Consider the following 22,415-nt stretch of genomic DNA (forward strand, 5'->3'; position numbering starts at 1 on the left):
CAAATAATCAATCAAACTATATGAAAACCCAAAGTTTTGCTATATAGCAGTTTTTACACTGAAGACAGAAGTAGTTACTTCTGTTTTTTCGTGCTGTTTCACCGATTAACACGTTAAAAACGTTGATAATCTCACATTTTTCTTATATAACAGTTTTGTTATTTCGCCATTTTTTTATAGTACAGTTTTGCAAGATGTTCATAATTCGTTCAAAAATAACTTAATTTATCTTTATAAAACACGCATTTCACAAATTATTAACATTTGCACGTTGTTTCACATACTTTAGCTGTTATACTTTAATTGTGAAAGGAACATTAATCTGTTATATATTTTGGTCAATAAATTAAGAGGTGAAAAATCATGGAACAATGGAAAGGTTTTACAGAAGGTACATGGGCAAAAGAAGTGAATGTTCGTGACTTTATTCAAAAGAACTACGCTGAATTTAAAGGTGACGACACTTTCTTAGCAGGTGCAACAGAAGCAACTGATAAACTTTGGGCTCAAGTAATGGAGTTAACCAGAGAAGAAAGAGAAAAAGGTGGGGTACTTGATATGGATACCGAAACGGTTTCCACTATTACTTCCCACGGTCCTGGATATCTTAATGAAGATCTTGAAAAAGTAGTTGGTGTTCAAACTGATAAGCCATTTAATCGTTCCATGCAGCCATTTGGCGGAATTCGTATGGCGAAGTCAGCTTGTGAAGCTTATGGTTATCAATTAAATCCTGAAATTGAGAAATTTTTTACAGATTTTCGTAAAACTCATAACCAAGGTGTTTTTGATGCTTACACTCCTGAAATACTTCGTGCCCGTAAAGCTGGTATTATTACTGGTTTACCTGATGCATATGGCCGTGGACGTATTATCGGTGACTATCGCCGCGTAGCTTTATACGGTGTTGATTTCTTAATGAAGTCAAAACAAAAAGATTTCAACAATACAAGCACTGTTATGACGGAAGATAATATCCGCCTACGTGAAGAGCTTTCTGAGCAATATCGTGCACTTAAAGAATTAAAAGAATTGGCTGCAAGCTATGGTTTTGATATTTCCAAACCAGCTAGAAATGCCCAAGAAGCATTCCAATTTGTATACTTCGGATACTTAGCAGCTGTAAAAGAGCAAAACGGGGCAGCAATGAGCCTTGGACGTGTGTCTACTTTCTTAGATATTTATATTGAAAGAGATTTAGAAAACGGTACATTAACAGAAACAGAAGCTCAAGAATTGGTTGACCATTTTGTCATGAAGCTTCGTCTTGTAAAATTTGCACGTACACCTGATTATAATGATCTATTCAGCGGTGACCCAACATGGGTAACAGAATCAATCGGTGGTATGGGTAACGATGGTCGTTCACTTGTAACAAAGAACTCATTCCGTTTCCTTCATACACTTGAAAACTTAGGACCAGCACCAGAGCCAAACTTAACCGTTTTATGGTCTAGCCGTCTACCTGAGAATTTTAAAAAGTTCTGTGCGAAAACGTCCATTAAAACTAGTGCAATTCAATATGAAAATGACGATATTATGCGCCCTGAATACGGCGATGATTATGGTATTGCTTGCTGTGTATCTGCGATGGAAATCGGTAAACAAATGCAATTCTTTGGTGCACGCGCAAACTTAGCAAAAACCCTTCTATATGCAATCAATGGTGGCGTAGATGAAAAATTAAAAATGCAAGTTGGCCCTAAATTCCAAGCAATTACTTCTGACATTCTTGATTTTGACGAGGTAATGGAAAAATTCGATAATATGATGGAATGGCTTGCAGGTCTTTATATTAATGCACTAAATATTATTCACTATATGCATGACAAATATAGCTATGAGCGTATTGAAATGGCATTACATGATACACAAATCTTAAGAACGATGGCAACTGGTATTGCTGGATTAAGTGTTGCTGCTGACTCATTAAGTGCTATTAAATATGGTCAAGTGAAAGTAATCCGTGATGAAAACGGCTTAGCAGTTGACTTTGAAACAACCGGAGAATTCCCTAAATACGGAAATAACGATGATCGTGTTGACAGCATTGCAGTAGAAATCGTAGAAAACTTTATGAAAAAGCTACGTAAGCATGTAACTTATCGTAACTCCGTACACACACTTTCAATTTTAACGATTACTTCTAACGTTGTTTACGGTAAGAAAACAGGTAATACACCTGACGGACGTCGTGCAGGGGAACCTTTTGCACCAGGTGCAAACCCAATGCACGGAAGAGATACTAAAGGTACATTAGCATCATTATCGTCTGTTGCAAAACTTCCATATGCATATGCTATGGACGGTATCTCTAATACTTTCTCCATTGTTCCTAAAGCATTAGGAAAAGAAGAAGAAAGTCAAGTTAGCAACCTTGTATCCATCCTTGATGGTTACGCAATTAAGTCAGGTCACCATTTAAATGTCAACGTCTTTAACAGAGAAACACTTTTAGACGCTATGGAACATCCAGAATTATATCCACAATTAACGATTCGTGTTTCTGGCTATGCGGTTAACTTCATCAAATTAACAAAAGAACAACAACTAGACGTTATTAACCGTACATTCCATCAGTCACTTTAATCAATGATTGGAGCCGCCCTTTATCCTAAAGGGGGCTCCTGCTTTATACGAAAGGGGTAAATCATCATGAACGGAAATATTCATTCTATAGAAACACTAGGTACAGTTGACGGTCCCGGAATCCGTTATATCATTTTTACACAAGGGTGCTTGCTGCGCTGTCAATTTTGCCATAACGCAGATACATGGGAAATAGGTACCGGTAAACAGATGACTGTTTCTGAAATCATGAATGATTTGGAGTCTTATCTTCCTTTCATTCAAGCATCCGGCGGTGGTATAACCGTTAGCGGTGGAGAACCTTTATTGCAAGTTCCGTTTTTAATCGAGTTATTTAAAGCATGTAAAAAGAAAGGCATTCATACTACAATTGATTCTTCTGGCGGCTGTTTTTCTCATGCTCACTTGTTTATTGAACAGATGGAGGAACTTCTTAAATACACAGATCTCATTTTATTAGATTTAAAGCACATTAACCGTAAAAAACATATTCAATTGACTGGTATGGCCAATGACCACATCTTGGAGTTTGCAAAATTTTTATCTGATCGGCAAGTGCCGATTTGGGTTCGTCATGTTCTTGTTCCAACCGTTACCGATGAACCAGAGGATCTTAAACAACTTGGTGAATTTATTGGAACTCTTCAAAATGTACAAAAGATCGAAATCCTTCCTTATCATAAGCTTGGAGTTTATAAATGGGAGGCACTAGGTCATGAGTACCAACTTAATCACATAGAACCGCCAACCGAAGATAAGGTCGAGTTTGCCTCTCAAATGTTAACGGCACATTGGAAAAAACCAATTGTAAAGTAAGTTCTGCAAAAGTAATGATATAGTCAGCAACTAAAAAGGAATCCGATCAAATAAACGGATTCCTTTTACTTATTAATAGTATTAATCAACTACAATATAAGCAATCATCGGACCGTTATGTTCTCGGTTTGAATGGATTTCGCAGATTAAACGATAAGTACCTTCTTTTTCAAATTGAAGGGGAACAATGGTTTCTTTCCCTTTTTCTACTGTACCCTTTATGTCGGTTCCCTCAATATAAAAAGGATGTTTTTCCCCATTAATACCGCTGATGTATAATCTTACCTTCTCGTCTTTCTGTAAAAAAATGGTGCCAGGATCCCACCTGTAGGCCTCCATTTCTTTTCCATTGTTCATTTTTGTTTTAAATTCAGCGGTGACCATGTGAATCTCTCGGATTGATTGTTTTGATTGTTGGTTAAAAACGGTTGCATCCCCTGCCTTTAACATAAACCAAGCTGAAATAACTACTAACATCAGACCGACTGTTAAGAAGAAAAGAAAAGTCTCTTTTTTTAAAACAAGAAATTTCACCAAAAAACCCCCTTGGATAAATTTGTTCTATTTCATACTTATGCCGGCGGGGTCAGAAAACTTGTCTACTTTTTATTTAATGTGATAATTTTCCATATGGTTGAATGAAAAGGAAAATGTCAACAATATTAAAGACTTCAACTTTAATTTTACTCTTTAAACGTTTATATTTAAGTAAGGAACGAAAAATAGGTGGTAATTTTATTGGTGATTAGCAAAGAAAAAATGATTAAAGCAATTAAATTTATTTTTCCATTATTTTTATTAGTTTTTGCCATTATTGAAATTCAAAAGTTTACTAAGAACTTAAATTCCCAGCTGTTAAAAAATGAATTAAGTCATTTGGATATTTGGGTTTTATTATTAATCTTGGCAATTACCTTGGCTGCAGTGTTGCCAATGCTGCTTTATGATGTAGTTTTAGTGCGGATTCTTAAGCTCAAGGTACCAAAAAACGAACTATTGGAGCAATCATTTATTGCCAATGCCTTTTCGAATTTGATTGGCTTTGGCGGCATTGTAGGAGCAATGTTAAGAACGTATTTCTTCCATAAATTTGAAATGGATAAGCGGAAACTTTTAAGTATAATAGCCACTGTGTCACTCTTTTATTTAACAGGAATTTCTTTTCTATCCTGGATTGTGACAATTGGTTTTAGACAATTTCCTTTGTTCTTAGATACTAAATGGCTCTATTTTGCCGTCCTGGGTATAGGTTTATATTTACCTGTTTTTATTACGATACATATTATCAAATTTAAAAAAGATGAACATTCACTCATAACGAAAAAAGTGGGTTTGGAATTGATTGCCGTTTCCATTATTGAATGGTGTGCTGTGTTTTTGGCAATCTTCTTGATCAGTCGAATTTTAGGGATTAACGTACCGATAGATAAACTTTTCCCGCTTTATATCGTTGCAGCATGTGCCGGTATTTTAAGCATGATTCCCGGAGGTCTAGGTTCGTTTGATCTAGTGTTCATCTGGGGAATGCATGATTTACATATACCAGAAGAAAAAACACTTGTTTTGTTGTTGTTTTATCGGCTTGGGTACTATTTTGTACCATTTTTTATCAGCTCTATTTTCTTTATAAAACTATACTGGAAAAAATGGAATCAGTCATGGAACGATCTGCCAAAGGCGATTGCGCAAGGGATTAGCCATGTACTGTTGACCATGCTGGTTTTTTTATCCGGATTGATTTTATTGCTTTCTGCCAGTGTTCCGGGAATTATGTCTAGACTCCGAATTGCCCAAGAGCTCTTGTCGTTTCCAATCATTAATGTGTCGCATCAGCTTTCGGTTGCAGCAGGGTTTTTACTGTTGGGATTGTCCCGGGGCATCGAATACAGCGTTAAACGGACTTATGATCTGACAATGCTTGCCTTGATTCTTGCGGCGCTATTTTCGATATTTAAAGGTATCGATTATGAAGAGGCGATTTTTCTCATCACTGTTGCCTTGCTATTAAGAATTTCGAAAGGCCAGTTTTACCGAGAAAGCTATGTACTAACATGGGGAAAAACCTTTTTTGATGTAACAGTTATTCTCATCATTACCTCTATGTATCTAATTATCGGCTATTTAAATCTACCGTCTGCAAAAATGGGAATACCGACGAAACTTGCACCGTTTGTCATTAAGGATTCAAGTGACTTGTTTACTAGTGCAATGATCGGTATTATCATAGCCATTTCAATTTTAGGCTTGGGTTATTTAATTAGCCTGCCGAAAAAATGGAAATTTGAATCGACAGTCGAGTGTGAGGAAGAAATTATCCAACATTTACATAAATATCGAGGTAAGTCATTATCACATCTTATTTTCTTGCACGATAAGAACATATTTTGGAACAGCCAGAGAAATATCATGATTATTTATCAGAAATACGCAGACAAATTAATCATCTTAGGAGATCCAATAGGAGAAAAGACAGAACTTTCAAATGCAGTGGAGGAATTTCAGGAGATTGCTGACAAATATGGTTATACCCTTGTTTTTTATCAAGTTGGTGATGAAATGCTGGCGCTTTTACATAATCATGGGTTTGCGTTTTTTAAGCTGGGGGAGGAAGTATTTGTCCATTTAGAGAAATTCTCATTTAGCGGGGAAAAAATGAAAGAGTTTCGTCATATTAAAAATAAATTTACAAAGGGACATTTCTCCTTCGAAGTGGTTGTGCCTCCCTATTCTGATAACTTCATTCATGAACTTGAGGATGTTTCTAATGAATGGTTGATGGGGCAAAAAGAAAAAGGCTTTTCAATGGGTTATTTTGATAAGCTTTATATTAACAGGGGTCCAATTGGCCTCGTTCGGGATCAAAACAAGCGAATTCTCGGATTTATTAATATTATGGGATATTATGATTCCCAGAAAACCATTTCGGTCGATTTAATGCGTTTAAGACAAGATAGTCCCTCAGGAACGGTTGATTACATGTTTCTTTCGTTATGTCAATGGGCTAAAGAGCAAGGTTATCATCGTTTTAATATGGGATTGGCTCCATTGGCAAATGTTGGTCTTTCAAGATTTGCATTTCTAAGCGAAAAAGTTGCAGCCCAAATATTTTTCCATGGACATTTTGTCGGTCATTTCCAGGAGTTGCATAAATTTAAAGAAAAATATCGGGATACTTTTGAACCTAAATATTTGGCCTACCGAAGAAAATCTTCTTTACCATTTATTATGGCACAAATTACCCTGTTGATATCTAAGAAGAGAGGGTAGATAATTAGAATACCGGTTGGTGATGCTAGCCGGTTTTCTACTGAAAAAGAATTTTAATATAATGTAAATTTTGGTAAAATATATAAGGTACAAAATTTTCATAGTTAGGGTGTTTTATTTGTATAAGATTGGTCCTATTATTCTAGCAATTTTAATGATGTTTTCGTTCCAACAGAAGGTTTCTGCGGAGGAAAATGATCCGCTTGGGTTAAAAAGTGAGGCTGCGGTACTTATGGATACTGATACAAATGCCGTTCTTTACGCTAAGAATCCAGATGAAAAACTGTTTCCGGCAAGTGTTACAAAAATTGCTACAGCCATTTACGCCATTGAAAAAGGCAGGCTGAACGATATTGTAACGGTTAGTGCAAATGCGGTGAATCAAGATGGAACAAGAGTCTACCTCGTCGAAGGGGAACAAGTTCCTCTGAAAAAACTGATCCAGGGGATGCTAATTAATTCTGGGAATGATGCTGCTATCGCGATTGCTGAATATCTTGATGGAAACGTAGAAAAGTTTTCAGAAAATATTAATGAGTTTCTTAAAACGAAAATTGGCGTCACTAATACACATTTTATGAATCCAAATGGATTGCATGACCCAAATCATTATACAACAGCAAGGGATTTGGCACTGATTACAAATTACGCAATGAAAAATCCGGTGTTTGCTGAAATTTTTGGAACCAAGTTCCTTCCATGGGAAGGAAAAGCATGGAATACTACCTTGGTTACGCATCATATCATGTTAAAGGGTGAAATGCCTTACCCGGGAATAACTGGTGGGAAAACAGGCTATACCACTGATGCTAAACAAACCTTGGCTACAACAGCAAACAACGGAAATATTAAATTAACTGCCATTGTCCTAAGGTCAGATGGAAAAATGGCAAAGTATGAGGATACTGCCCGTTTATTTGACTATGGTTTTAAGGAGTATAAACGTTCCACTCTTAACCATGGAGAACGATTTACTGTAGATCACGAAGAATTTTACCTGGAGAAAGATACTCCTATAACAGAGGATAATAATGGCATCATTAAAAAGGTAAGTAGCAACGGGATTTTATCCATTGAAAAAAATGATGGACAAGTTTTACAGCAGGTTCAATTAAAACATAAGGAACCGAAGCCCAAAATAAAACTTGTCAAAAATGAAAAATCAAAAGAAAAAGACCAGTTGCCATATATTAGTGCTATTTTTGGTGTGATGTTGCTTGGAGGAGTTCTCGTTTTATTTAACGTTAAGAAGAAAGCAACAAAAAGATTTTAAAAAGCCATGAAAGGAGAAATTCTCCTTTTCATGGCTTTCTTTGAATCCAATTGGTAACAAACAGCATGAAAAATGAAATCAAGACCATAGCAGCTACTAAGAGCCAGGCGATCTTCATATTTCCTGCATCCATTGCCATATAAATCGCTGTCGGAGCCGTTTGCGTCCTTCCGGGAATATTTCCAGCGAACATTAATGTTGCCCCGAATTCCCCCAGTGCCCGAGCAAAGCTTAAAATGAAACCGGTTATAATCGATTTAATGGATAAGGGGATTGTGACTAGTAGAAAAACATTTAATTCATTGGCTCCATCCGTTCGTGCTGCCTCTTCAATATCCTTATCTACCGCAAGAAATCCTGTTTTAACGGTTTGATACATGAGTGGAAACGCGACAATGGTTGAAGCAATAACGGCTGCCAAAGGTGTGAAGATAATGGTTCTTGCAAACAATTCCTCTATTATTAATCCGATTGGACTATTTCTCCCAAAAAAGAAAATAAGTAAAAATCCAATGACAGTGGGAGGCAGTACAATCGGCATTAATAAAATGGTTTCCAGAAGCATTTTTCCTTTAAATTCACGGTTAGCTAATAACCTCCCAATCAAAATCCCTATCACAAACACGATGGTCGCTGAAATAGCAGCCACTCTAAGAGATAAGAGAATGGGGGACCAAAATTCAGTATACATTAACTTTCACTCTTTCTTTCAACAAACGCCTTTGCACTCTTTATCATTATAGCGAAAGCGAAGAAATCAATAAAGTGATTAAAATAAAAACTGCCATCTGGCAGCTCTAAATACTATTATTAACTTTTGGTACGGATTCTAAAGAACTTGGAAAATCAATCTGGTCCCTGTCATCTACCATACTACGATTACCAAAAAAGTCACTATGGTCACCAAAATTTTGCCCATACCCCTGATTTTTTTTATCAGAATTATACCATTCAGCCAATAGATTTTGGCCTATATTCACCGCTGAAGCATTTTCAAAAGAATTTATTTTAATCATAAAGATATTGATATTAACATATGGTGCAGGTGTCGCCATGTCTTTTCCCCCCCTTGTTAATCGCAATTAAATATATGCACTCTATTTTTGTTTAAGAAGGCAGTTTAGTAATTTATGGATAAAATCTAATAATGCTTCGTATGATGGAAGTAGGAATATAGGGTAGAGTTTCTAATGAGCCAAGTAAAAGGGGGGGCTGAAAGTGGACATGGACAAATTGAAACAATGGTTAGATCTTGCAAAGAATATGCATGGAGGCGACTTTTGGGGGAATATTTTTGATCAAGAGTTTGCCAAAGAATTTATGAATGATCCACAGTTCAAAGCGCCTTTTACAAGAAACGGTCCAAATGCTTCTGAAACACCTAATAAAACCACCACATTTCCTGCCATAGACATCATTGAAGGGGAAGAGGAGGTTATCATTATAATTGAAGTAGCAGGCATAATAAAAGAAAATATTGAATTAGGCTTGAACGGGAACATATTGACAGTTAAGGGAAATGCTCAGCCCGTACATCCCCATTTAAAAATAACTTATTCAGAACGGTTTTATGGTGAATTCCAGCGGCAGATCACTTTACCGGATACTATTAATCCAGGCGATATTAGTGCAAAATTCTGGAATGGTCTTTTGATTGTCCGTTATGAACGAAGGGTTGAAAAAGGTGAAATCATCCCAATTGATTAAATAATTTCAAACAAACAGCATTTTTGGACATGGTAACAAGCAATTTCCCATATAAATAAAAGAAGGTATAAAAAGGGAGAGTTTGTCATGTCATTTAAAGATTTATTCCCTATTTTTCACAATCATGAAGCTGAAAAGGAATTAAGGAAGAAAATAACCTCCTTGGAGAAAAATATATTTGAGCTGGAAAAATCATTGCAAATTCTAAAGGAACAAAACCAGCCGGAAAAAGATCGTAAAAAGGAACCTCCGATTATTATAGAGAAAATAAATATTGAAAAAATCGTTTTAGATAAATATGAGCTTAATAATAATTTTGGTCAATTGGGAATCAAGGAGTTAAAAGGGAAACTGAATATCGGAGCTACATATGGAAGTGAGTACACCCCGGTGCCGGATGAACAAGAAAATCAAGAAGAGGGTCCAGTTCGAAAAAAAACTAAACCAGCAGAGGAGAAGGGCCCCCGAATTAATATTCAAAGGAAAAAAGACTAAAGCAGAAGTCTTTAGTCTTTAGAGGGAATTACTGAAGTCTGTTTTCCACAGCTTGACACACTTCATCAGCTGACATACCATCAGCATCGATAACCGGAGATTTTGTAACGGTGTCATGCATTCCCATTACATTAGAATCAAGACCAGTTACCACGCAGCAATCACAATTTTGGGCATCTGACTCCTGCTTTAGTTCAACTACATCATACCCTTTTTCTTTGAGTGCTTGTTGAATGTTCGTAAGTGATTGTTCAACACCAATTCTTGCCATACAAAACACCTCCTCCCTCAATATTTTGCCTACATTTTATTAAAATATTCTCGTATAACAGTAAAGCACCTTTCAAAAGCTAAGATGGGAGGTGTGTCAATTGAGTAAACGCAAAAAAGATCCATCTAAAGTTGGGTTAAATTCATCGCAGGTAGAAGGTCAAGGAACAACAACAACAGAAACGGGATCTGTTGAAATGCCGTCATCTAGAAAAAAACAGAAACGCTATTAATGACCATAAAGAAAGGGCACCACAATCGTGATGCCCTAACTATTATTTATACATTTCTGCAATTTGCTTTTGCAAGTCGCTGTTTTCAAGATATTCATCATAAGACATTTGTTTATCCACTAAACCAGTTGGTGTTAATTCGAAAATACGATTAGCAATGGTTTGGATAAATTGGTGGTCATGTGAAGAGAACAATAGTGAACCTTTAAAGTTAATTAAGCCGTTATTTAGTGCGGTAATAGACTCTAGATCCAAGTGGTTTGTAGGTTCATCTAACACTAACACGTTGGCGCCGCTAAGCATCATTTTGGATAGCATACAGCGAACTTTTTCTCCTCCTGAAAGGACACTGGCTTTCTTTAATACTTCTTCACCAGAAAATAACATTCTACCTAAAAATCCGCGTAAAAAGCTTTCACTGTCATCTTTTGGAGAGAATTGACGCAGCCAATCAACCAAATTTAAATCACTACCCTCAAAAAACTCTGAATTGTCCTTTGGAAAATACGCTTGAGAAGTAGTAATCCCCCATTTAAAGCTGCCGCTGTCCGCTTCCATTTCACCCATTAAAATTTTAAACAAAGTGGTTTTTGCAAGTTCATTGGTACCAACAAGGGCAATCTTATCTCCTTTGTTCATGATAAAGCTAATATTATCAAGAACTTTTTCACCATCAATCGTTTTTGTTAATCCTTCCACTCGCAATAAATCATTCCCTATCTCGCGATCAGGTGTAAATCCAACATATGGGTAACGACGGGAAGAAGGTTTGATATCATCAAGTGAAATTTTGTCCAATAATTTTTTTCGGGAAGTTGCCTGTTTTGATTTAGATGCATTTGCACTGAAACGAGCAATAAAGCTCTGCAGCTCTTTAATTTTCTCTTCTTTCTTTTTATTGGCATCTTGCGCCATTTTTAACGCTAATTGACTCGATTCATACCAAAAATCATAGTTTCCTACATAAATTTGGATTTTACTAAAGTCTAAATCAGCGATATGGGTACAAACCTTATTTAAGAAATGACGGTCGTGGGATACGACGATGACCGTATTTTCAAAGTTGATCAGAAACTCTTCCAGCCACTGGATTGCTTTAATATCTAAGTGGTTGGTTGGTTCATCCAAAAGTAAAACATCTGGTCTGCCAAATAATGCTTGAGCCAGTAATACTTTTACTTTTTCAGAACCTGATAATTCGGCCATTTTCTTATAATGGAGGTCTTCACCAATGCCCAATCCTTTTAAAAGGATGGCAGCTTCTGATTCAGCTTCCCAACCGTTTAATTCGGCAAATTCACCTTCAAGCTCCGCAGCCTTCATTCCATCTTCGTCTGTGAAATTTTCCTTCATGTAAATAGCGTCTTTTTCTTGCATAACTTCGTAAAGTCTTGTATGACCCATAATGACGGTTTTTAAAACTTCAAATTCTTCATATTCAAAATGGTTCTGCTTTAATACAGCCATTCGTTCATTTGGACCAAGCTGCACAATCCCAGATTGCGGCTCAATTTCTCCAGAAAGAATTTTTATAAATGTAGATTTTCCTGCACCATTGGCGCCGATCAGACCATAACAATTGCCAGGTGTAAATTTAATATTTACATCTTCAAACAACTTACGGTCACCATATCTTAAACTTACGTTACTAACGGTAATCATAGTTAAAACAGCCTCCAAAAAACCATATTGCTTTTAATTATACCAAAAAAAATGAAGAAGGGCTAATCTTTACTTTAGTATCAGGTTAAAAAACACATTTTTTTTTAGGAAAAAAATTAAAAAATTTTTTACGTTTTCACACTTTATTCATAAATTTGGTGTAAAATTGGGGTAAGAAGTAAAAGAAGGTGAGAAGTGTGGCCCAAAAACAACTGGCTGAACTTGTAAATAAATTAAAAAAGGCTGGAATTAAAGCGAGTTTAACAAAACCAAAGTCCAATTACCTTTTACCTTTGCAACCAATAAAAAAATACCCTTCATCCGTCAATTAAATAAGGAAATAGGTAATGAAAAGCGATTAATCCAATGGATTAACCGCTTTTTTTGTTTATTCTATTTTGTCTAAGATTTTTTTCTTTACTTCTTCTTTATTAAAATCTTTCCCCATTGGGAATTTAGCGACAAACTTATTATTTTCATCTACTAAATAGGTGAATGTAGTATGGACAAACTGTCCATTTCCTGGATCTTTATACTGAAATTGCAAGGCATCTGTCAGTTTTCTTAATTGTTTTTGATCATGTTTAATATTCTTTTTCTCTCCGGTCAGAAATACCCAATGATTATTTTCTTCGATACCAAACCCATTCATATACTTTGATAATACTTCTGGAGTATCACGATACGGATCAATCGTTACGGTAACAAATTCGATATTTTTGCCGAAAACTCCGCTTTTCGTTAATTCCTTTTTCAACTCAACCATTTTTTGTGTTGTTGTTGGACAAACATCTGGACAGTGTGTGTAAATAAATTCAATTAGCTTTAACTTCGTTTTATCTTGACCAAAGGTATATTTCTCACCGTTTTGAGTTGTCATCGTTACATTAGAAGGAATGGTTGCATTCGCATCACGGATCAGAAAAAATGAAATTCCTGCAGCAATTCCCAAAAAGATGGTTAAACCACAAATAAGATAAATTCTCTTCATTCGTTTTCCCTCCTAACAATTAAGATTAAAGAAGTTTCTTTGAAAAAGATATGGATATTTTGTGAACAAATAATCATGTGTTAGTAAGGTTTTTCCTTTATAATGATATATAAGAATAATAGGAACATTCTGAGTTTTGGTTGAAAGACAGGTGGTTTATATGGTCAGGCAAGTTTGCACTATAGTATGGCAACTTTTCCTGCTTATCATCCTATATCAAATGGGCGCATTCATTTCAAAACTACTTCATTTACAAATCCCAGGGAATGTAATTGGAATTCTTTTGCTTTTATTACTTTTGTGGACAGGATTTTTGAAAGTGGAGCAAATTGAATTGGCTTCAGCTTTGCTCTTAAAACATCTCGGCTTTTTTTTCATTCCCATTTCGGTAGGCTTAATGACACTGGGAAATCTTTTCGGATTAAAGGGTGTTTATCTATTGATTATTCTTGTGATCAGTGCAATAGCGGGACTGATTGCGGCAGGAAAAACAACTCAAAGAATTATTTTAATATCAAAAAAGGAACAAAAAGACCATGATTACACTTTATAGTATTTTAGTAACCATTACCGTTTATATTTTTACTCTCTTTTTATCGAAAAAATATCCTCTTCCGATTACGAATCCTGTTTTTCTAAGTAGCGGTATTGTCATATGTTTACTTTTGGCATCACATATCACCTATGATGAATACATTCCCGCAAAAAGAATCATGACCTTTTTGCTCGGACCTGCTACAGTGGCCTTGGCCATTCCTATCTACAAAAATGGCAGCTTGATAAAAAAATATTTTGCTGCAGCATTTTCTGGAATGATCATGGGCAGTGTTGTGACCATTTCTATGGCCATCATCCTAGCGAAGATGCTGCATTTTTATAAAATCCTTTTGATTTCATTAAGTATTAAATCTGTAACCATACCAGTTGCGGCGGAAATAAGCAAAATTGTTGGTGGTAATGTTTCTTTAACAGCTGCTGTTGTTATCGTGACGGGAATGATTGGGGCGATGTTTGGGCCTCGAATATTATCGGTGTTCAAAATTGATCATCCATTTGCTAGGGGGGTTGCTATTGGTACAATTGCTCATGGAATTGGAACAGCTGAAGCCATCAGAGAAGGGGAAGTGCAAGGGGCGGTATCTGGAGGAGCGATGGGAATTGCGGCTATTATTACATCTTTTATCATTCCATATATCGCTCCCTACATTTTTTGAAGCGGGTTATTCTACATTACAAAAAGAAACGGGACAATTTTCACAGTCATTTTCTTTTTTTAAGTATTCAAGGTCGTGAATAGTAATCATTTTATGGTGAATGGAAATGATTCCTTCCTTTTTTAAATGACCCAATGATCTGCTAATAATTTCCCTTGCAGTTCCGGAAAAATTAGCCAATTCCTGGGTAGTTAGCGGAACGGTGATGTGGATCCCATCTGCTTTCACAACTCCATAACTATTTGAAAGTCTTATTAAGGTAGAATACAGTGCACCCTTTTTGCCGTATAATACCAAATCACGGAACTTTGTCATGGTCCGACGCATATGATCATTCATCCATTTTAAAAATAGATAGGAAAACCGGCTATTTTCAAAGATTGCCTTTTCTAATGAATCTAGATGTATAGCAGCTACTGTACAATCCTCAATGGCCCTCGCATTAAAAATATATCGTGGGTCTTCAGTAAACAAGGTTAATTCACCGACAATTTCATTGGCAGAGCATAGTCGCAAACATAACTCCTGTCCTTCCATATTCATTTTTGAAATGTGAATTCTCCCATTCATTATTAGATACATCTCTTTGGCAGCTTGCCCCTCTTGGAAGAGAAAAGTACCCTTTTGGACCGTTAGTATTCGTCCGGTTGTTTTTAATAGCCCAATAAATTCATCAGTTAATGCATGTTCAGCTGTATTGTTCGTCACAACTATCACCCAACTATTTTATTTCCTAATTCTATCATAGTAGAAAAATGAAATATTATATGGCAGTTTTGTTAAAGGTTTTTGAATTTTTAGCCAAGAAATAAAAAAAGCCTTCCAAATTGGAAAGCCTACAACATTTTATTCAAATAAATGCGTCTCTTCTTCTTGATTATGTATTTCAAAAACAACCAACAAAGCTTCAAAGTAACGAATAGTCTCCTCCGAAATCTCCTCTTTTTGCAAATGGTCTTTGATCTTCTCAAGGATTAATTCCAGTAGTTGATGATCACGTTTTAATTTGATAATCGTTTCCTGTAATTCTGGCTGTTCTTTGAGCTTTTCAACAAAAAAACCTTCCTCCTCTGATTGTGCATGGGCAAGTGTCCGTTGCTCCCAATGTTCAGTCAACGCTTCACAGACCTCTTTTATTTTATCTTGATTATTTTCCTTAAAAAGTTGCTTTAATATTTTTGTTAAATCACGGGCTTCTACATAAATACCATCATGTATTGCATGATGGGAATGCTGTTTTCGTAAAGAGGGTCCAGACATGTTTATACTCCTTCATAAGTAATCTATTCCATTCATACCCATAATCACTTTTTTTATAACTTTAAAATCCACCTATTTCCTGCATACATTGACAATTTGTGGAGAAGTTAGTAGATAAAAATGTCATAAGAAGGTGAGTAAATGGAGCGGAAACGAGCACCGTTTATGAAGAAATTAAAATTCTTCGGTCAATCAAGAGATATGGCAGAGCATGCGGTATTGTCACCAATGGATCGGGAGACAGAAAAAATTTACCGGCGTAGATGGCAGCATGACAAGATTGTCCGCACGACTCACGGAGTGAATTGTACCGGCTCCTGCAGTTGGATGGTCCATGTAAAAGATGGCATTATCGCGTGGGAAACCCAACAAACGGACTATCCCTCAACAGGACCAAACATGCCTGAATATGAGCCTAGGGGATGCCCAAGAGGCGCCAGCTTTTCTTGGTATATTTATAGCCCGCTTAGAGTTCGCTATCCATATGTCCGAGGCAGTCTATTAAAAATGTGGCGAGAAGAATTGAAGAAGGCAAATGACCCTGTGGCCGCATGGAAAGAAATAGTCACCAATCCGGAAAAAACAAAAAGATATAAACAGTCAAGAGGAAAGGGTGGACTGATCCGAACTTCTTGGGATGAAGTAACCGAGCTGATTTGCGCAGCATTAATTTATTCGATTCAAGAATTTGGTCCGGACCGAATATTTGGATTTTCACCAATCCCGGCGATGTCAATGGTTAGCTATGCAGGTGGTGGCAGATTTTTATCACTATTGGGAGGTTCACTATTAAGCTTTTATGATTGGTATGCAGACCTTCCACCGGCATCTCCACAAGTCTGGGGTGAACAGACAGATGTACCGGAAAGCTCTGATTGGTTTAATTCTTCCTACCTATTGGTGTGGGGATCGAATGTGCCGCAGACTCGAACTCCTGATGCCCATTTTATGGTCGAATCACGTTATCGGGGCACAAAGGTTGTAGCTGTTAGCCCGGATTATGCCGAGTATGTAAAATTTGCCGATAACTGGCTGAATGTGCAGGCAGGGATGGACGGAGCACTGGGAATGGCCATGACCCATGTGATTTTAAAAGAGTTCTATGCGGATAAAGAAACAGAGTACTTTGCTGATTATACCAAGAAGTTTACCGACCTGCCCTTCCTCGTAAAATTGAAAACACATGGCGATCATTATGTTTCGGATACTTTTTTGCGTGCCAGTGAGCTGAATTCTTCTATTTCAAATGGCGATTGGAAAACCGTTGTTTGGGATGGGAAAACGAATAAACCAGCCTTTCCTAATGGGACTATTGGCCATCGCTGGGAGGACAAAGGTCAATGGAATCTTCATTTAAAAGATTCTGAACAAAGCTTGGATGAATTACAACCAGTCTTAACCTTACTGGGCAATGAAGATAAAGTTGTGCAGGTTGAATTCTCCCACTTTGAAGTGGAAAAAAGGGACACGTTCAAAAGAGAAGTTCCTGTAAAGGCAATAGATATCAACGGGGAAACTGTGTATGTAACGACTGTCTTGGATTTAATGCTCTCAAAATTTGGCGTTTCCCGTACCGGCTTAAAGGGTGATTTTCCGAAGGATTATGATGATCCTAAACCATATACACCAGCTTGGCAGGAGGGTCTTACAGGTGTAGATCGCAAATTGGTTGCACAGGTTGCTAGAGAGTTTGCTCAAAATGCGATTGATTCAAAGGGTCGTTCCATGGTGATTATGGGTTCAGGGATCAATCAGTGGTATAACGCAGATGCAACCTATCGAACAATCTTGAATTTGGTTTTACTAACCGGTTCCCAAGGTGTTAATGGTGGTGGCTGGGCTCATTATGTTGGACAAGAAAAAGTGCGTCCGCTTGAGGGCTGGCAAACAATCGCCCTGGCAAGAGATTGGGGAGGACCACCAAGATTACATGCAGCCACTCCATTCTTTTATTTCGTTACAGAACAATGGAAGTACGATGATCAATCGGTTGAAGATCAAATTTCACCTTTGATCGAAAAACCGCGGTATAAGCATTCTGGTGATTATTATTCGCTTGCAACGAGACTTGGCTGGACACCGGCTTACCCGCAGTTTGATAAAAACTCTATCAAGCTTATTGATCAAACAAAGCTGGATCAAAAAGAAGAAATCATTCAATCCATTGTAAATGATATAAAACAGGGAAATACAAAATTTGCGATTCAGAATCCGGAAGATCCTAAGTCATTTCCTAAAGTCATGTTCGTTTGGCGTGGGAACCTCATTGGAAGTTCTTCTAAAGGACATGAATATTTTTTGAAATATATGCTGGGAACTCACCATGGAACATTAGGCGAGCAAAATGATCAATTGAAAACGGAAGAAATTGAATGGAATACACCGTCTGCAGAAGGAAAACTGGATTTATTAATCAATATGGATTTCCGAATGGCTGGAACAGGGCTCTATTCCGATATCGTGTTACCGGCTGCAACCTGGTATGAAAAATATGATATTAGTAGTACTGATATGCATCCATTTATTCATCCGTTTAATCCAGCCATTGCTCCTCCATGGGAATCAAAATCAGACTGGGATACGTTTAGGCTTTTGGCAAAAACATTCTCAACGATGTCAGAACGGTATTTTCAGGCACCCGTTCAAGATTTAGTTGCAACGCCATTACTCCATGATTCTCGTGATGAAATATCAGAAGCCTGTTCATTTGGAAAAATTCCAGATTGGTTGAATGGAAATGTTGAACCGATACCGGGACAGAATTTTCCTAGACTGCATGTGGTAGAAAGGGATTATAGTAAAGTTTTTGATAAATTTATTTCCCTTGGTCCTGTCATTAAAGAACAAATTGGGGCAAAAGGTCTGGGCTGGAAGGCAAAAGAAGAATATGAAAAATTAAAGAAGATTCTCGGAACGGCAAGTAAAACTGCCTACCCTGATTGTCCGAGTCTTTACACGGCTAGAGATGCTGCAGAGACCATACTAACTCTTTCTAGTTCTACCAATGGATCATTGGCTATGAAAGCATGGGATGCTCTCGAGAAAAGGTCTGGACAAAAGCTAAAGGATCTTGCAGAGGAACGTGCAGAAGAGCACATGTCATTTAATGAAATTACAGCGCAGCCACGCCAAGTTATCTCTACCCCCGTTTTTAGCGGAACGGAGACAGGCGGACGGCGGTATTCACCATTTACAACGAATGTTGAGAGACTAATACCTTGGCGGACGTTGACAGGAAGACAGCATTTCTATCTCGATCATGAAACGATGTTGGAATTTGGAGAAGAATTTCCAGCTTTTAAGGCTCCACTTAGGAAGGTAGCTTTTCAGAGTAATGAGCGAAAGCCGACCGGTATGGGTAAAGAAATTACCCTCCGTTATTTAACTCCGCATTTTAAATGGTCTTATCATAGTACATACGGAGATACCCTCCCAATGTTAACGATGTTTCGGGGAGGACCGCATGTCTGGATGAACAGAACAGATGCAGAGGAAGTTGGAATTGCTGATAATGATTGGCTGCAAATGTACAATCGGAATGGAGTCGTCGTAGCCAGAGCAGTAGTAACTCACAGACTGCCAAGAGGCGTCGCCTTTATGTATCACGTTCAAGAGCGCCATATCAACGTTCCAGGTTCAACCATTACGAAGGAGCGTGGTGGTACCTTCAATAGTACAACTAGATTGCAAATGAAGCCGACCCACATGATTGGCGGATATGCTCAACTTAGCTTTGGATTCAACTATTATGGTCCATGCGGAAGCCAACGGGATGAAAAAGTCATCATAAGCCGGCTTGACAGGAACGAGGTGGATTGGCTTGAGAATTAAGGCACAGTTCGGTATGGTCATGAACCTAGATAAATGCATTGGTTGCCATACCTGTAGTATTACTTGTAATAACACTTGGACCAATCGTCCGGGTGCTGAATATATGTGGTGGAATAACGTTGAAACAAAGCCAGGGATTGGCTATCCGAAAGAATGGGAAAACCAGGAGAAATATAAAGGTGGTTGGAAATTAAAAAATGGAAAAATTGAATTAAAAGCTGGAGGAAGAGTTTCCAAGCTGTTAAACCTGTTTCATAACCCGAATTTAGCAGAACTAGATGATTACTACGAACCATGGACCTATGATTATGAAAATTTAACTAATAGTCCTGACCAGGAGCATCAGCCTGTTGCTCGTCCAAAATCACAAGTTACCGGGGAGTATATGGATATTAAATGGGGGCCAAATTGGGAGGACGATCTGGCTGGTGTATATGAAACAGGAAAAAAGGACCCAAATATTTTAGGGATTGAAGAGAGAGTAAAATTTGAATACGAGCAAACCTTTATGATGTATCTTCCTAGAATTTGCGAACACTGTATGAATCCCTCTTGTGTGGCCTCCTGTCCGTCAGGAGCCATTTATAAACGAGAAGAAGACGGGGTTGTGTTAGTAGATCAGGAAGCCTGTCGCAGCTGGCGTTTTTGTACAACAGGCTGTCCATATAAAAAGGTGTATTTTAACTGGAAAACCCATAAGGCTGAAAAATGCACCTTTTGTTTTCCGCGAATTGAGACAGGTCTTCCAACGGTATGCTCGGAGACGTGTGTGGGCAGATTGCGCTATATTGGTATCGTTTTTTACGATTTAGATAAAGTTGCGCAGGCGGCTTCTGTTACAAATGAAAAAGATCTTTACGAAGCCCATTTAGGTGTATTTTTAGATCCACATGACCCAAAGGTCATTAAAGAAGCACGCAAGGCAGGCTATCAAGAGGATTGGATTGAAGCGGCCCAAAATTCTCCAGTGTATAAACTGGCAGTTGAACAAAAAATTGCATTGCCGTTACATCCAGAATACCGCACATTGCCAATGGTATGGTATATTCCTCCATTAAGCCCTGTCATGAGTGCATTTGATGGAGGATTGGACGGAGTAAATCCGCATGTCATTTTCCCGCAAATTGACCAGTTACGTATTCCAATTGAATACTTGGCAAATATGCTAAGTGCCGGAGACACTGATGTCATAAGAAATGTATTAAAGAAAATGGTGGCAATGAGAAGCTATATGCGTTCACTTAATTTAGGCAAACAGCCCGAGAAAAGTATTCTGAATGCAGTGGGAATGACAGAAGAAACTATGCACGAAATGTATCAGCTCGCTGCTATCGCCAAATATGATGATCGCTATGTTATTCCAAAGTCACATCGCGAAGACGCCGCCAATATGTATTTAGGACAGGGTACAGTAGGATATGACTTCATGGAAGGCTGCTCCGGCTGTTCTGTTTCGCCAATTATTTCGGAGGATTACAAAGTCGGCGATGATTATTGGGGGGAGTTGAATGGATAAGCACCAGCATATTTTCGGTATGGCATCTATTCTGTTGCAGCATCCTGAGCAGGACTGGCTGATGGACGATTTGCTTTTAAATGAGATAAATTCCATTGATCACCAATTGGTAAAATTACTTTTTAAGCAATTTCATCATTATTTAAAAAGCACTTCGTATGTAGATCTTTGTGCTGAATATGCACAAACATTTGATTTTAATGAAAAAACGACCCTTTATTTAACCTATTCGATCTTTGGAGATAATCCCGATCGAGGAAAGGCACTGCTTAAGTTAAAAAATGAATTCAAGGAAGCAGGTTATCCATTGGATAGTAATGAACTTCCAGATTATTTTCCTTTAATTCTTGAATTCTGCTCCTTGGTACCAATTGATATAATGACAAAAATGATAACTATTCACAAAAGATCGATTGATCAATTGTTAAAGGAATTATCAGTTAAGGAAAGCCCGTATCAATTAATTGTTCAAGGCTGTGTGCAGATCATGGACCATATAATAGCAAAACAAAAGGCTTCGTAGGGGGATTTACATGACATATTTCCAAACTTTATTCTGGGTTACCTTCCCTTACATTATGTTAACTATGTTTGTTATTGGACATATTTATCGTTATAATGTGGACCAGTTTGGCTGGTCTGCAAAATCAAGTGAATTTTTAGAAAAAAAGCAGTTGAAGTGGGGAAGTCTCCTTTTTCATTATGGGATACTCTTTGTGTTCTTTGGGCATGTTGCTGGGATCTTAATTCCTAAAGCATTTTATGATTCAGTGGGAATTACCGATCATATGTATCATTTTGGAGCAGTTTGGATTGGCGGATTGGCAGGTATTGCAACTATAATAGGGATCTTGTTACTCATGGTGCGCAGGATTACTGTGAAGCGGATTTATATTCATAGCACATTTCGAGATGTTCTCGTCCTTGTCCTGTTAACCCTTACCATTGTCACTGGATTTGTTAATACAGTTTGGTACACAGGAAGAGGAGTTGCTTTTGAATACAGAGATACAATTAGCCCATGGTTCAGGGGGATCCTTTCATTAAACCCTGTTCCAGAATTAATGGTTGGTATACCGGTCGGATTTCAAATTCATGTAGTATCTGCTTTTTTTCTTTTTGGAATATGGCCTTTTACAAGACTTGTTCATGTTTGGAGTTTGCCACTTGAATATTTAAATCGAAAATATGTGGTTTACCGGGCAATTTTTGGGAGGCGCACTGTGGCAATGTCTACAGAGAGACCAAAAGATAAAGTGGATTAACAAAATAAGAGGCTCCTTTGAATAGA

General features: G+C 37.5%; 22 protein-coding genes. 14 read left to right on the plus strand and 8 right to left on the minus strand.

All coding sequences use genetic code 11. The features are described 5' to 3' along the window. Nucleotides 1-363: 363 nt before the first annotated feature. Together pflB and pflA are read left to right on the plus strand one after the other, a co-directional pair. A complete protein-coding gene (gene pflB, locus ACI3K6_RS01420; protein WP_435553398.1) occupies nucleotides 364-2,589 on the plus strand; it encodes a formate C-acetyltransferase in 2,226 nt (741 codons plus the stop codon). Between the two features lie 66 nt (nucleotides 2,590-2,655). Further along, nucleotides 2,656-3,405, plus strand: a complete 750-nt coding sequence (gene pflA / locus ACI3K6_RS01425) for a pyruvate formate-lyase-activating protein (protein WP_335477855.1) — start codon at nucleotides 2,656-2,658, stop codon at nucleotides 3,403-3,405. Between the two features lie 81 nt (nucleotides 3,406-3,486). Here the strand turns inward: pflA and ACI3K6_RS01430 are convergent, their stop codons facing one another. After that, nucleotides 3,487-3,939 (minus strand): cupredoxin domain-containing protein, encoded by a 453-nt coding sequence (locus ACI3K6_RS01430; RefSeq protein ID WP_435553399.1) that lies wholly within the window; start codon nucleotides 3,937-3,939, stop codon nucleotides 3,487-3,489. Nucleotides 3,940-4,146: 207 nt separating this feature from the next. Here ACI3K6_RS01430 and mprF point away from each other — a divergent pair, with 207 nt between their 5' ends. After that, complete coding sequence (gene mprF, locus ACI3K6_RS01435; protein WP_435553853.1) at nucleotides 4,147-6,672, plus strand: bifunctional lysylphosphatidylglycerol flippase/synthetase MprF; 2,526 nt, start codon at nucleotides 4,147-4,149, stop codon at nucleotides 6,670-6,672. Between the two features lie 109 nt (nucleotides 6,673-6,781). Beyond that, nucleotides 6,782-7,945: a D-alanyl-D-alanine carboxypeptidase family protein gene (locus ACI3K6_RS01440; RefSeq protein ID WP_435553400.1), complete on the plus strand. Its 1,164-nt coding sequence runs from the start codon at nucleotides 6,782-6,784 to the stop codon at nucleotides 7,943-7,945. Nucleotides 7,946-7,973: 28 nt separating this feature from the next. On the opposite strand, the gene modB is transcribed toward ACI3K6_RS01440, so the two are convergent. Continuing rightward, on the minus strand, nucleotides 7,974-8,636 hold the full coding sequence (gene modB, locus ACI3K6_RS01445; protein ID WP_335477860.1) for a molybdate ABC transporter permease subunit: 663 nt from the start codon (nucleotides 8,634-8,636) through the stop codon (nucleotides 7,974-7,976). Nucleotides 8,637-8,742: 106 nt separating this feature from the next. Further along, nucleotides 8,743-9,000: a hypothetical protein gene (locus tag ACI3K6_RS01450; RefSeq protein ID WP_335477862.1), complete on the minus strand. Its 258-nt coding sequence runs from the start codon at nucleotides 8,998-9,000 to the stop codon at nucleotides 8,743-8,745. A gap of 169 nt (nucleotides 9,001-9,169) precedes the next feature. Between ACI3K6_RS01450 and ACI3K6_RS01455 the strand changes: the two genes are divergently transcribed. Together ACI3K6_RS01455 and ACI3K6_RS01460 are read left to right on the plus strand one after the other, a co-directional pair. Next, nucleotides 9,170-9,652, plus strand: coding sequence for an Hsp20/alpha crystallin family protein (locus tag ACI3K6_RS01455; RefSeq protein WP_435553854.1), 483 nt, complete (start codon nucleotides 9,170-9,172; stop codon nucleotides 9,650-9,652). Nucleotides 9,653-9,739: 87 nt separating this feature from the next. Continuing rightward, a complete protein-coding gene (locus ACI3K6_RS01460; protein ID WP_435553401.1) occupies nucleotides 9,740-10,147 on the plus strand; it encodes a hypothetical protein in 408 nt (135 codons plus the stop codon). A 28-nt stretch (nucleotides 10,148-10,175) separates the two neighbouring features. On the opposite strand, the gene ACI3K6_RS01465 is transcribed toward ACI3K6_RS01460, so the two are convergent. Continuing rightward, nucleotides 10,176-10,418: a YkuS family protein gene (locus ACI3K6_RS01465; RefSeq protein ID WP_435553402.1), complete on the minus strand. Its 243-nt coding sequence runs from the start codon at nucleotides 10,416-10,418 to the stop codon at nucleotides 10,176-10,178. Between the two features lie 91 nt (nucleotides 10,419-10,509). On the opposite strand from ACI3K6_RS01465, the gene ACI3K6_RS01470 reads away from it, so the two are divergent. Then, nucleotides 10,510-10,650 (plus strand): YuzL family protein, encoded by a 141-nt coding sequence (locus tag ACI3K6_RS01470; RefSeq protein WP_435553403.1) that lies wholly within the window; start codon nucleotides 10,510-10,512, stop codon nucleotides 10,648-10,650. A gap of 42 nt (nucleotides 10,651-10,692) precedes the next feature. Here ACI3K6_RS01470 and ACI3K6_RS01475 read toward each other — a convergent pair whose 3' ends face one another. After that, complete coding sequence (locus ACI3K6_RS01475) at nucleotides 10,693-12,312, minus strand: ABC-F family ATP-binding cassette domain-containing protein (protein WP_335477868.1); 1,620 nt, start codon at nucleotides 12,310-12,312, stop codon at nucleotides 10,693-10,695. A gap of 197 nt (nucleotides 12,313-12,509) precedes the next feature. Between ACI3K6_RS01475 and ACI3K6_RS01480 the strand changes: the two genes are divergently transcribed. Then, entirely contained in the window at nucleotides 12,510-12,644 is a 135-nt protein-coding gene (locus tag ACI3K6_RS01480; protein WP_335477869.1) for a hypothetical protein, read from the plus strand. Between the two features lie 56 nt (nucleotides 12,645-12,700). On the opposite strand, the gene ACI3K6_RS01485 is transcribed toward ACI3K6_RS01480, so the two are convergent. Further along, nucleotides 12,701-13,303 (minus strand): SCO family protein, encoded by a 603-nt coding sequence (locus tag ACI3K6_RS01485; protein WP_435553404.1) that lies wholly within the window; start codon nucleotides 13,301-13,303, stop codon nucleotides 12,701-12,703. A 160-nt stretch (nucleotides 13,304-13,463) separates the two neighbouring features. Between ACI3K6_RS01485 and ACI3K6_RS01490 the strand changes: the two genes are divergently transcribed. Then, entirely contained in the window at nucleotides 13,464-13,856 is a 393-nt protein-coding gene (locus ACI3K6_RS01490) for a CidA/LrgA family protein (RefSeq protein ID WP_435553405.1), read from the plus strand. Continuing rightward, nucleotides 13,840-14,517 (plus strand): LrgB family protein, encoded by a 678-nt coding sequence (locus tag ACI3K6_RS01495; RefSeq protein ID WP_435553406.1) that lies wholly within the window; start codon nucleotides 13,840-13,842, stop codon nucleotides 14,515-14,517. Before ACI3K6_RS01490 ends, ACI3K6_RS01495 begins: the two co-directional genes overlap by 17 nt. A gap of 6 nt (nucleotides 14,518-14,523) precedes the next feature. On the opposite strand, the gene ACI3K6_RS01500 is transcribed toward ACI3K6_RS01495, so the two are convergent. Both ACI3K6_RS01500 and ACI3K6_RS01505 read right to left on the minus strand, forming a co-directional pair. Further along, nucleotides 14,524-15,225 (minus strand): Crp/Fnr family transcriptional regulator, encoded by a 702-nt coding sequence (locus ACI3K6_RS01500; protein ID WP_335477875.1) that lies wholly within the window; start codon nucleotides 15,223-15,225, stop codon nucleotides 14,524-14,526. A 138-nt stretch (nucleotides 15,226-15,363) separates the two neighbouring features. Next, a complete protein-coding gene (locus tag ACI3K6_RS01505; RefSeq protein ID WP_435553407.1) occupies nucleotides 15,364-15,777 on the minus strand; it encodes a hemerythrin domain-containing protein in 414 nt (137 codons plus the stop codon). A 141-nt stretch (nucleotides 15,778-15,918) separates the two neighbouring features. Between ACI3K6_RS01505 and ACI3K6_RS01510 the strand changes: the two genes are divergently transcribed. From ACI3K6_RS01510 to narI, 4 genes are read left to right on the plus strand one after another with little or no spacing between them, the layout of a single operon-like run. Beyond that, nucleotides 15,919-19,608, plus strand: a complete 3,690-nt coding sequence (locus ACI3K6_RS01510; RefSeq protein ID WP_435553408.1) for a nitrate reductase subunit alpha — start codon at nucleotides 15,919-15,921, stop codon at nucleotides 19,606-19,608. Continuing rightward, on the plus strand, nucleotides 19,598-21,124 hold the full coding sequence (narH, locus tag ACI3K6_RS01515; RefSeq protein WP_435553409.1) for a nitrate reductase subunit beta: 1,527 nt from the start codon (nucleotides 19,598-19,600) through the stop codon (nucleotides 21,122-21,124). The genes ACI3K6_RS01510 and narH overlap by 11 nt, the downstream gene beginning before the upstream one ends. Continuing rightward, nucleotides 21,117-21,647 (plus strand): nitrate reductase molybdenum cofactor assembly chaperone, encoded by a 531-nt coding sequence (gene narJ, locus ACI3K6_RS01520; protein ID WP_435553410.1) that lies wholly within the window; start codon nucleotides 21,117-21,119, stop codon nucleotides 21,645-21,647. The genes narH and narJ overlap by 8 nt, the downstream gene beginning before the upstream one ends. Before the next feature lie 10 nt (nucleotides 21,648-21,657). Beyond that, nucleotides 21,658-22,389, plus strand: coding sequence for a respiratory nitrate reductase subunit gamma (gene narI, locus ACI3K6_RS01525; RefSeq protein WP_435553411.1), 732 nt, complete (start codon nucleotides 21,658-21,660; stop codon nucleotides 22,387-22,389). Nucleotides 22,390-22,415 lie beyond the last annotated feature (26 nt).

The organism is Neobacillus solisequens (assembly GCF_051233465.1).
In the GTDB taxonomy this organism is placed as follows: Bacteria; Bacillota; Bacilli; order Bacillales; family Cytobacillaceae; genus Neobacillus.

What these genes read in the sequence shown, in the direction of transcription:
- ACI3K6_RS01465 (WP_435553402.1), bottom strand. Translation starts at nt 10,418, where the DNA reads ATGGCAAGAATTGGTGTTGAACAATCACTTACGAACATTCAACAAGCA.
- narJ (WP_435553410.1), top strand. Translation starts at nt 21,117, where the DNA reads ATGGATAAGCACCAGCATATTTTCGGTATGGCATCTATTCTGTTGCAG.
- ACI3K6_RS01485 (WP_435553404.1), bottom strand. Translation starts at nt 13,303, where the DNA reads ATGAAGAGAATTTATCTTATTTGTGGTTTAACCATCTTTTTGGGAATT.
- ACI3K6_RS01510 (WP_435553408.1), top strand. Translation starts at nt 15,919, where the DNA reads ATGGAGCGGAAACGAGCACCGTTTATGAAGAAATTAAAATTCTTCGGT.
- ACI3K6_RS01450 (WP_335477862.1), bottom strand. Translation starts at nt 9,000, where the DNA reads ATGGCGACACCTGCACCATATGTTAATATCAATATCTTTATGATTAAA.
- pflA (WP_335477855.1), top strand. Translation starts at nt 2,656, where the DNA reads ATGAACGGAAATATTCATTCTATAGAAACACTAGGTACAGTTGACGGT.
- narI (WP_435553411.1), top strand. Translation starts at nt 21,658, where the DNA reads ATGACATATTTCCAAACTTTATTCTGGGTTACCTTCCCTTACATTATG.
- ACI3K6_RS01455 (WP_435553854.1), top strand. Translation starts at nt 9,170, where the DNA reads ATGGACAAATTGAAACAATGGTTAGATCTTGCAAAGAATATGCATGGA.
- pflB (WP_435553398.1), top strand. Translation starts at nt 364, where the DNA reads ATGGAACAATGGAAAGGTTTTACAGAAGGTACATGGGCAAAAGAAGTG.
- ACI3K6_RS01490 (WP_435553405.1), top strand. Translation starts at nt 13,464, where the DNA reads ATGGTCAGGCAAGTTTGCACTATAGTATGGCAACTTTTCCTGCTTATC.
- ACI3K6_RS01475 (WP_335477868.1), bottom strand. Translation starts at nt 12,312, where the DNA reads ATGATTACCGTTAGTAACGTAAGTTTAAGATATGGTGACCGTAAGTTG.
- ACI3K6_RS01505 (WP_435553407.1), bottom strand. Translation starts at nt 15,777, where the DNA reads ATGTCTGGACCCTCTTTACGAAAACAGCATTCCCATCATGCAATACAT.
- ACI3K6_RS01460 (WP_435553401.1), top strand. Translation starts at nt 9,740, where the DNA reads ATGTCATTTAAAGATTTATTCCCTATTTTTCACAATCATGAAGCTGAA.
- modB (WP_335477860.1), bottom strand. Translation starts at nt 8,636, where the DNA reads ATGTATACTGAATTTTGGTCCCCCATTCTCTTATCTCTTAGAGTGGCT.
- ACI3K6_RS01495 (WP_435553406.1), top strand. Translation starts at nt 13,840, where the DNA reads ATGATTACACTTTATAGTATTTTAGTAACCATTACCGTTTATATTTTT.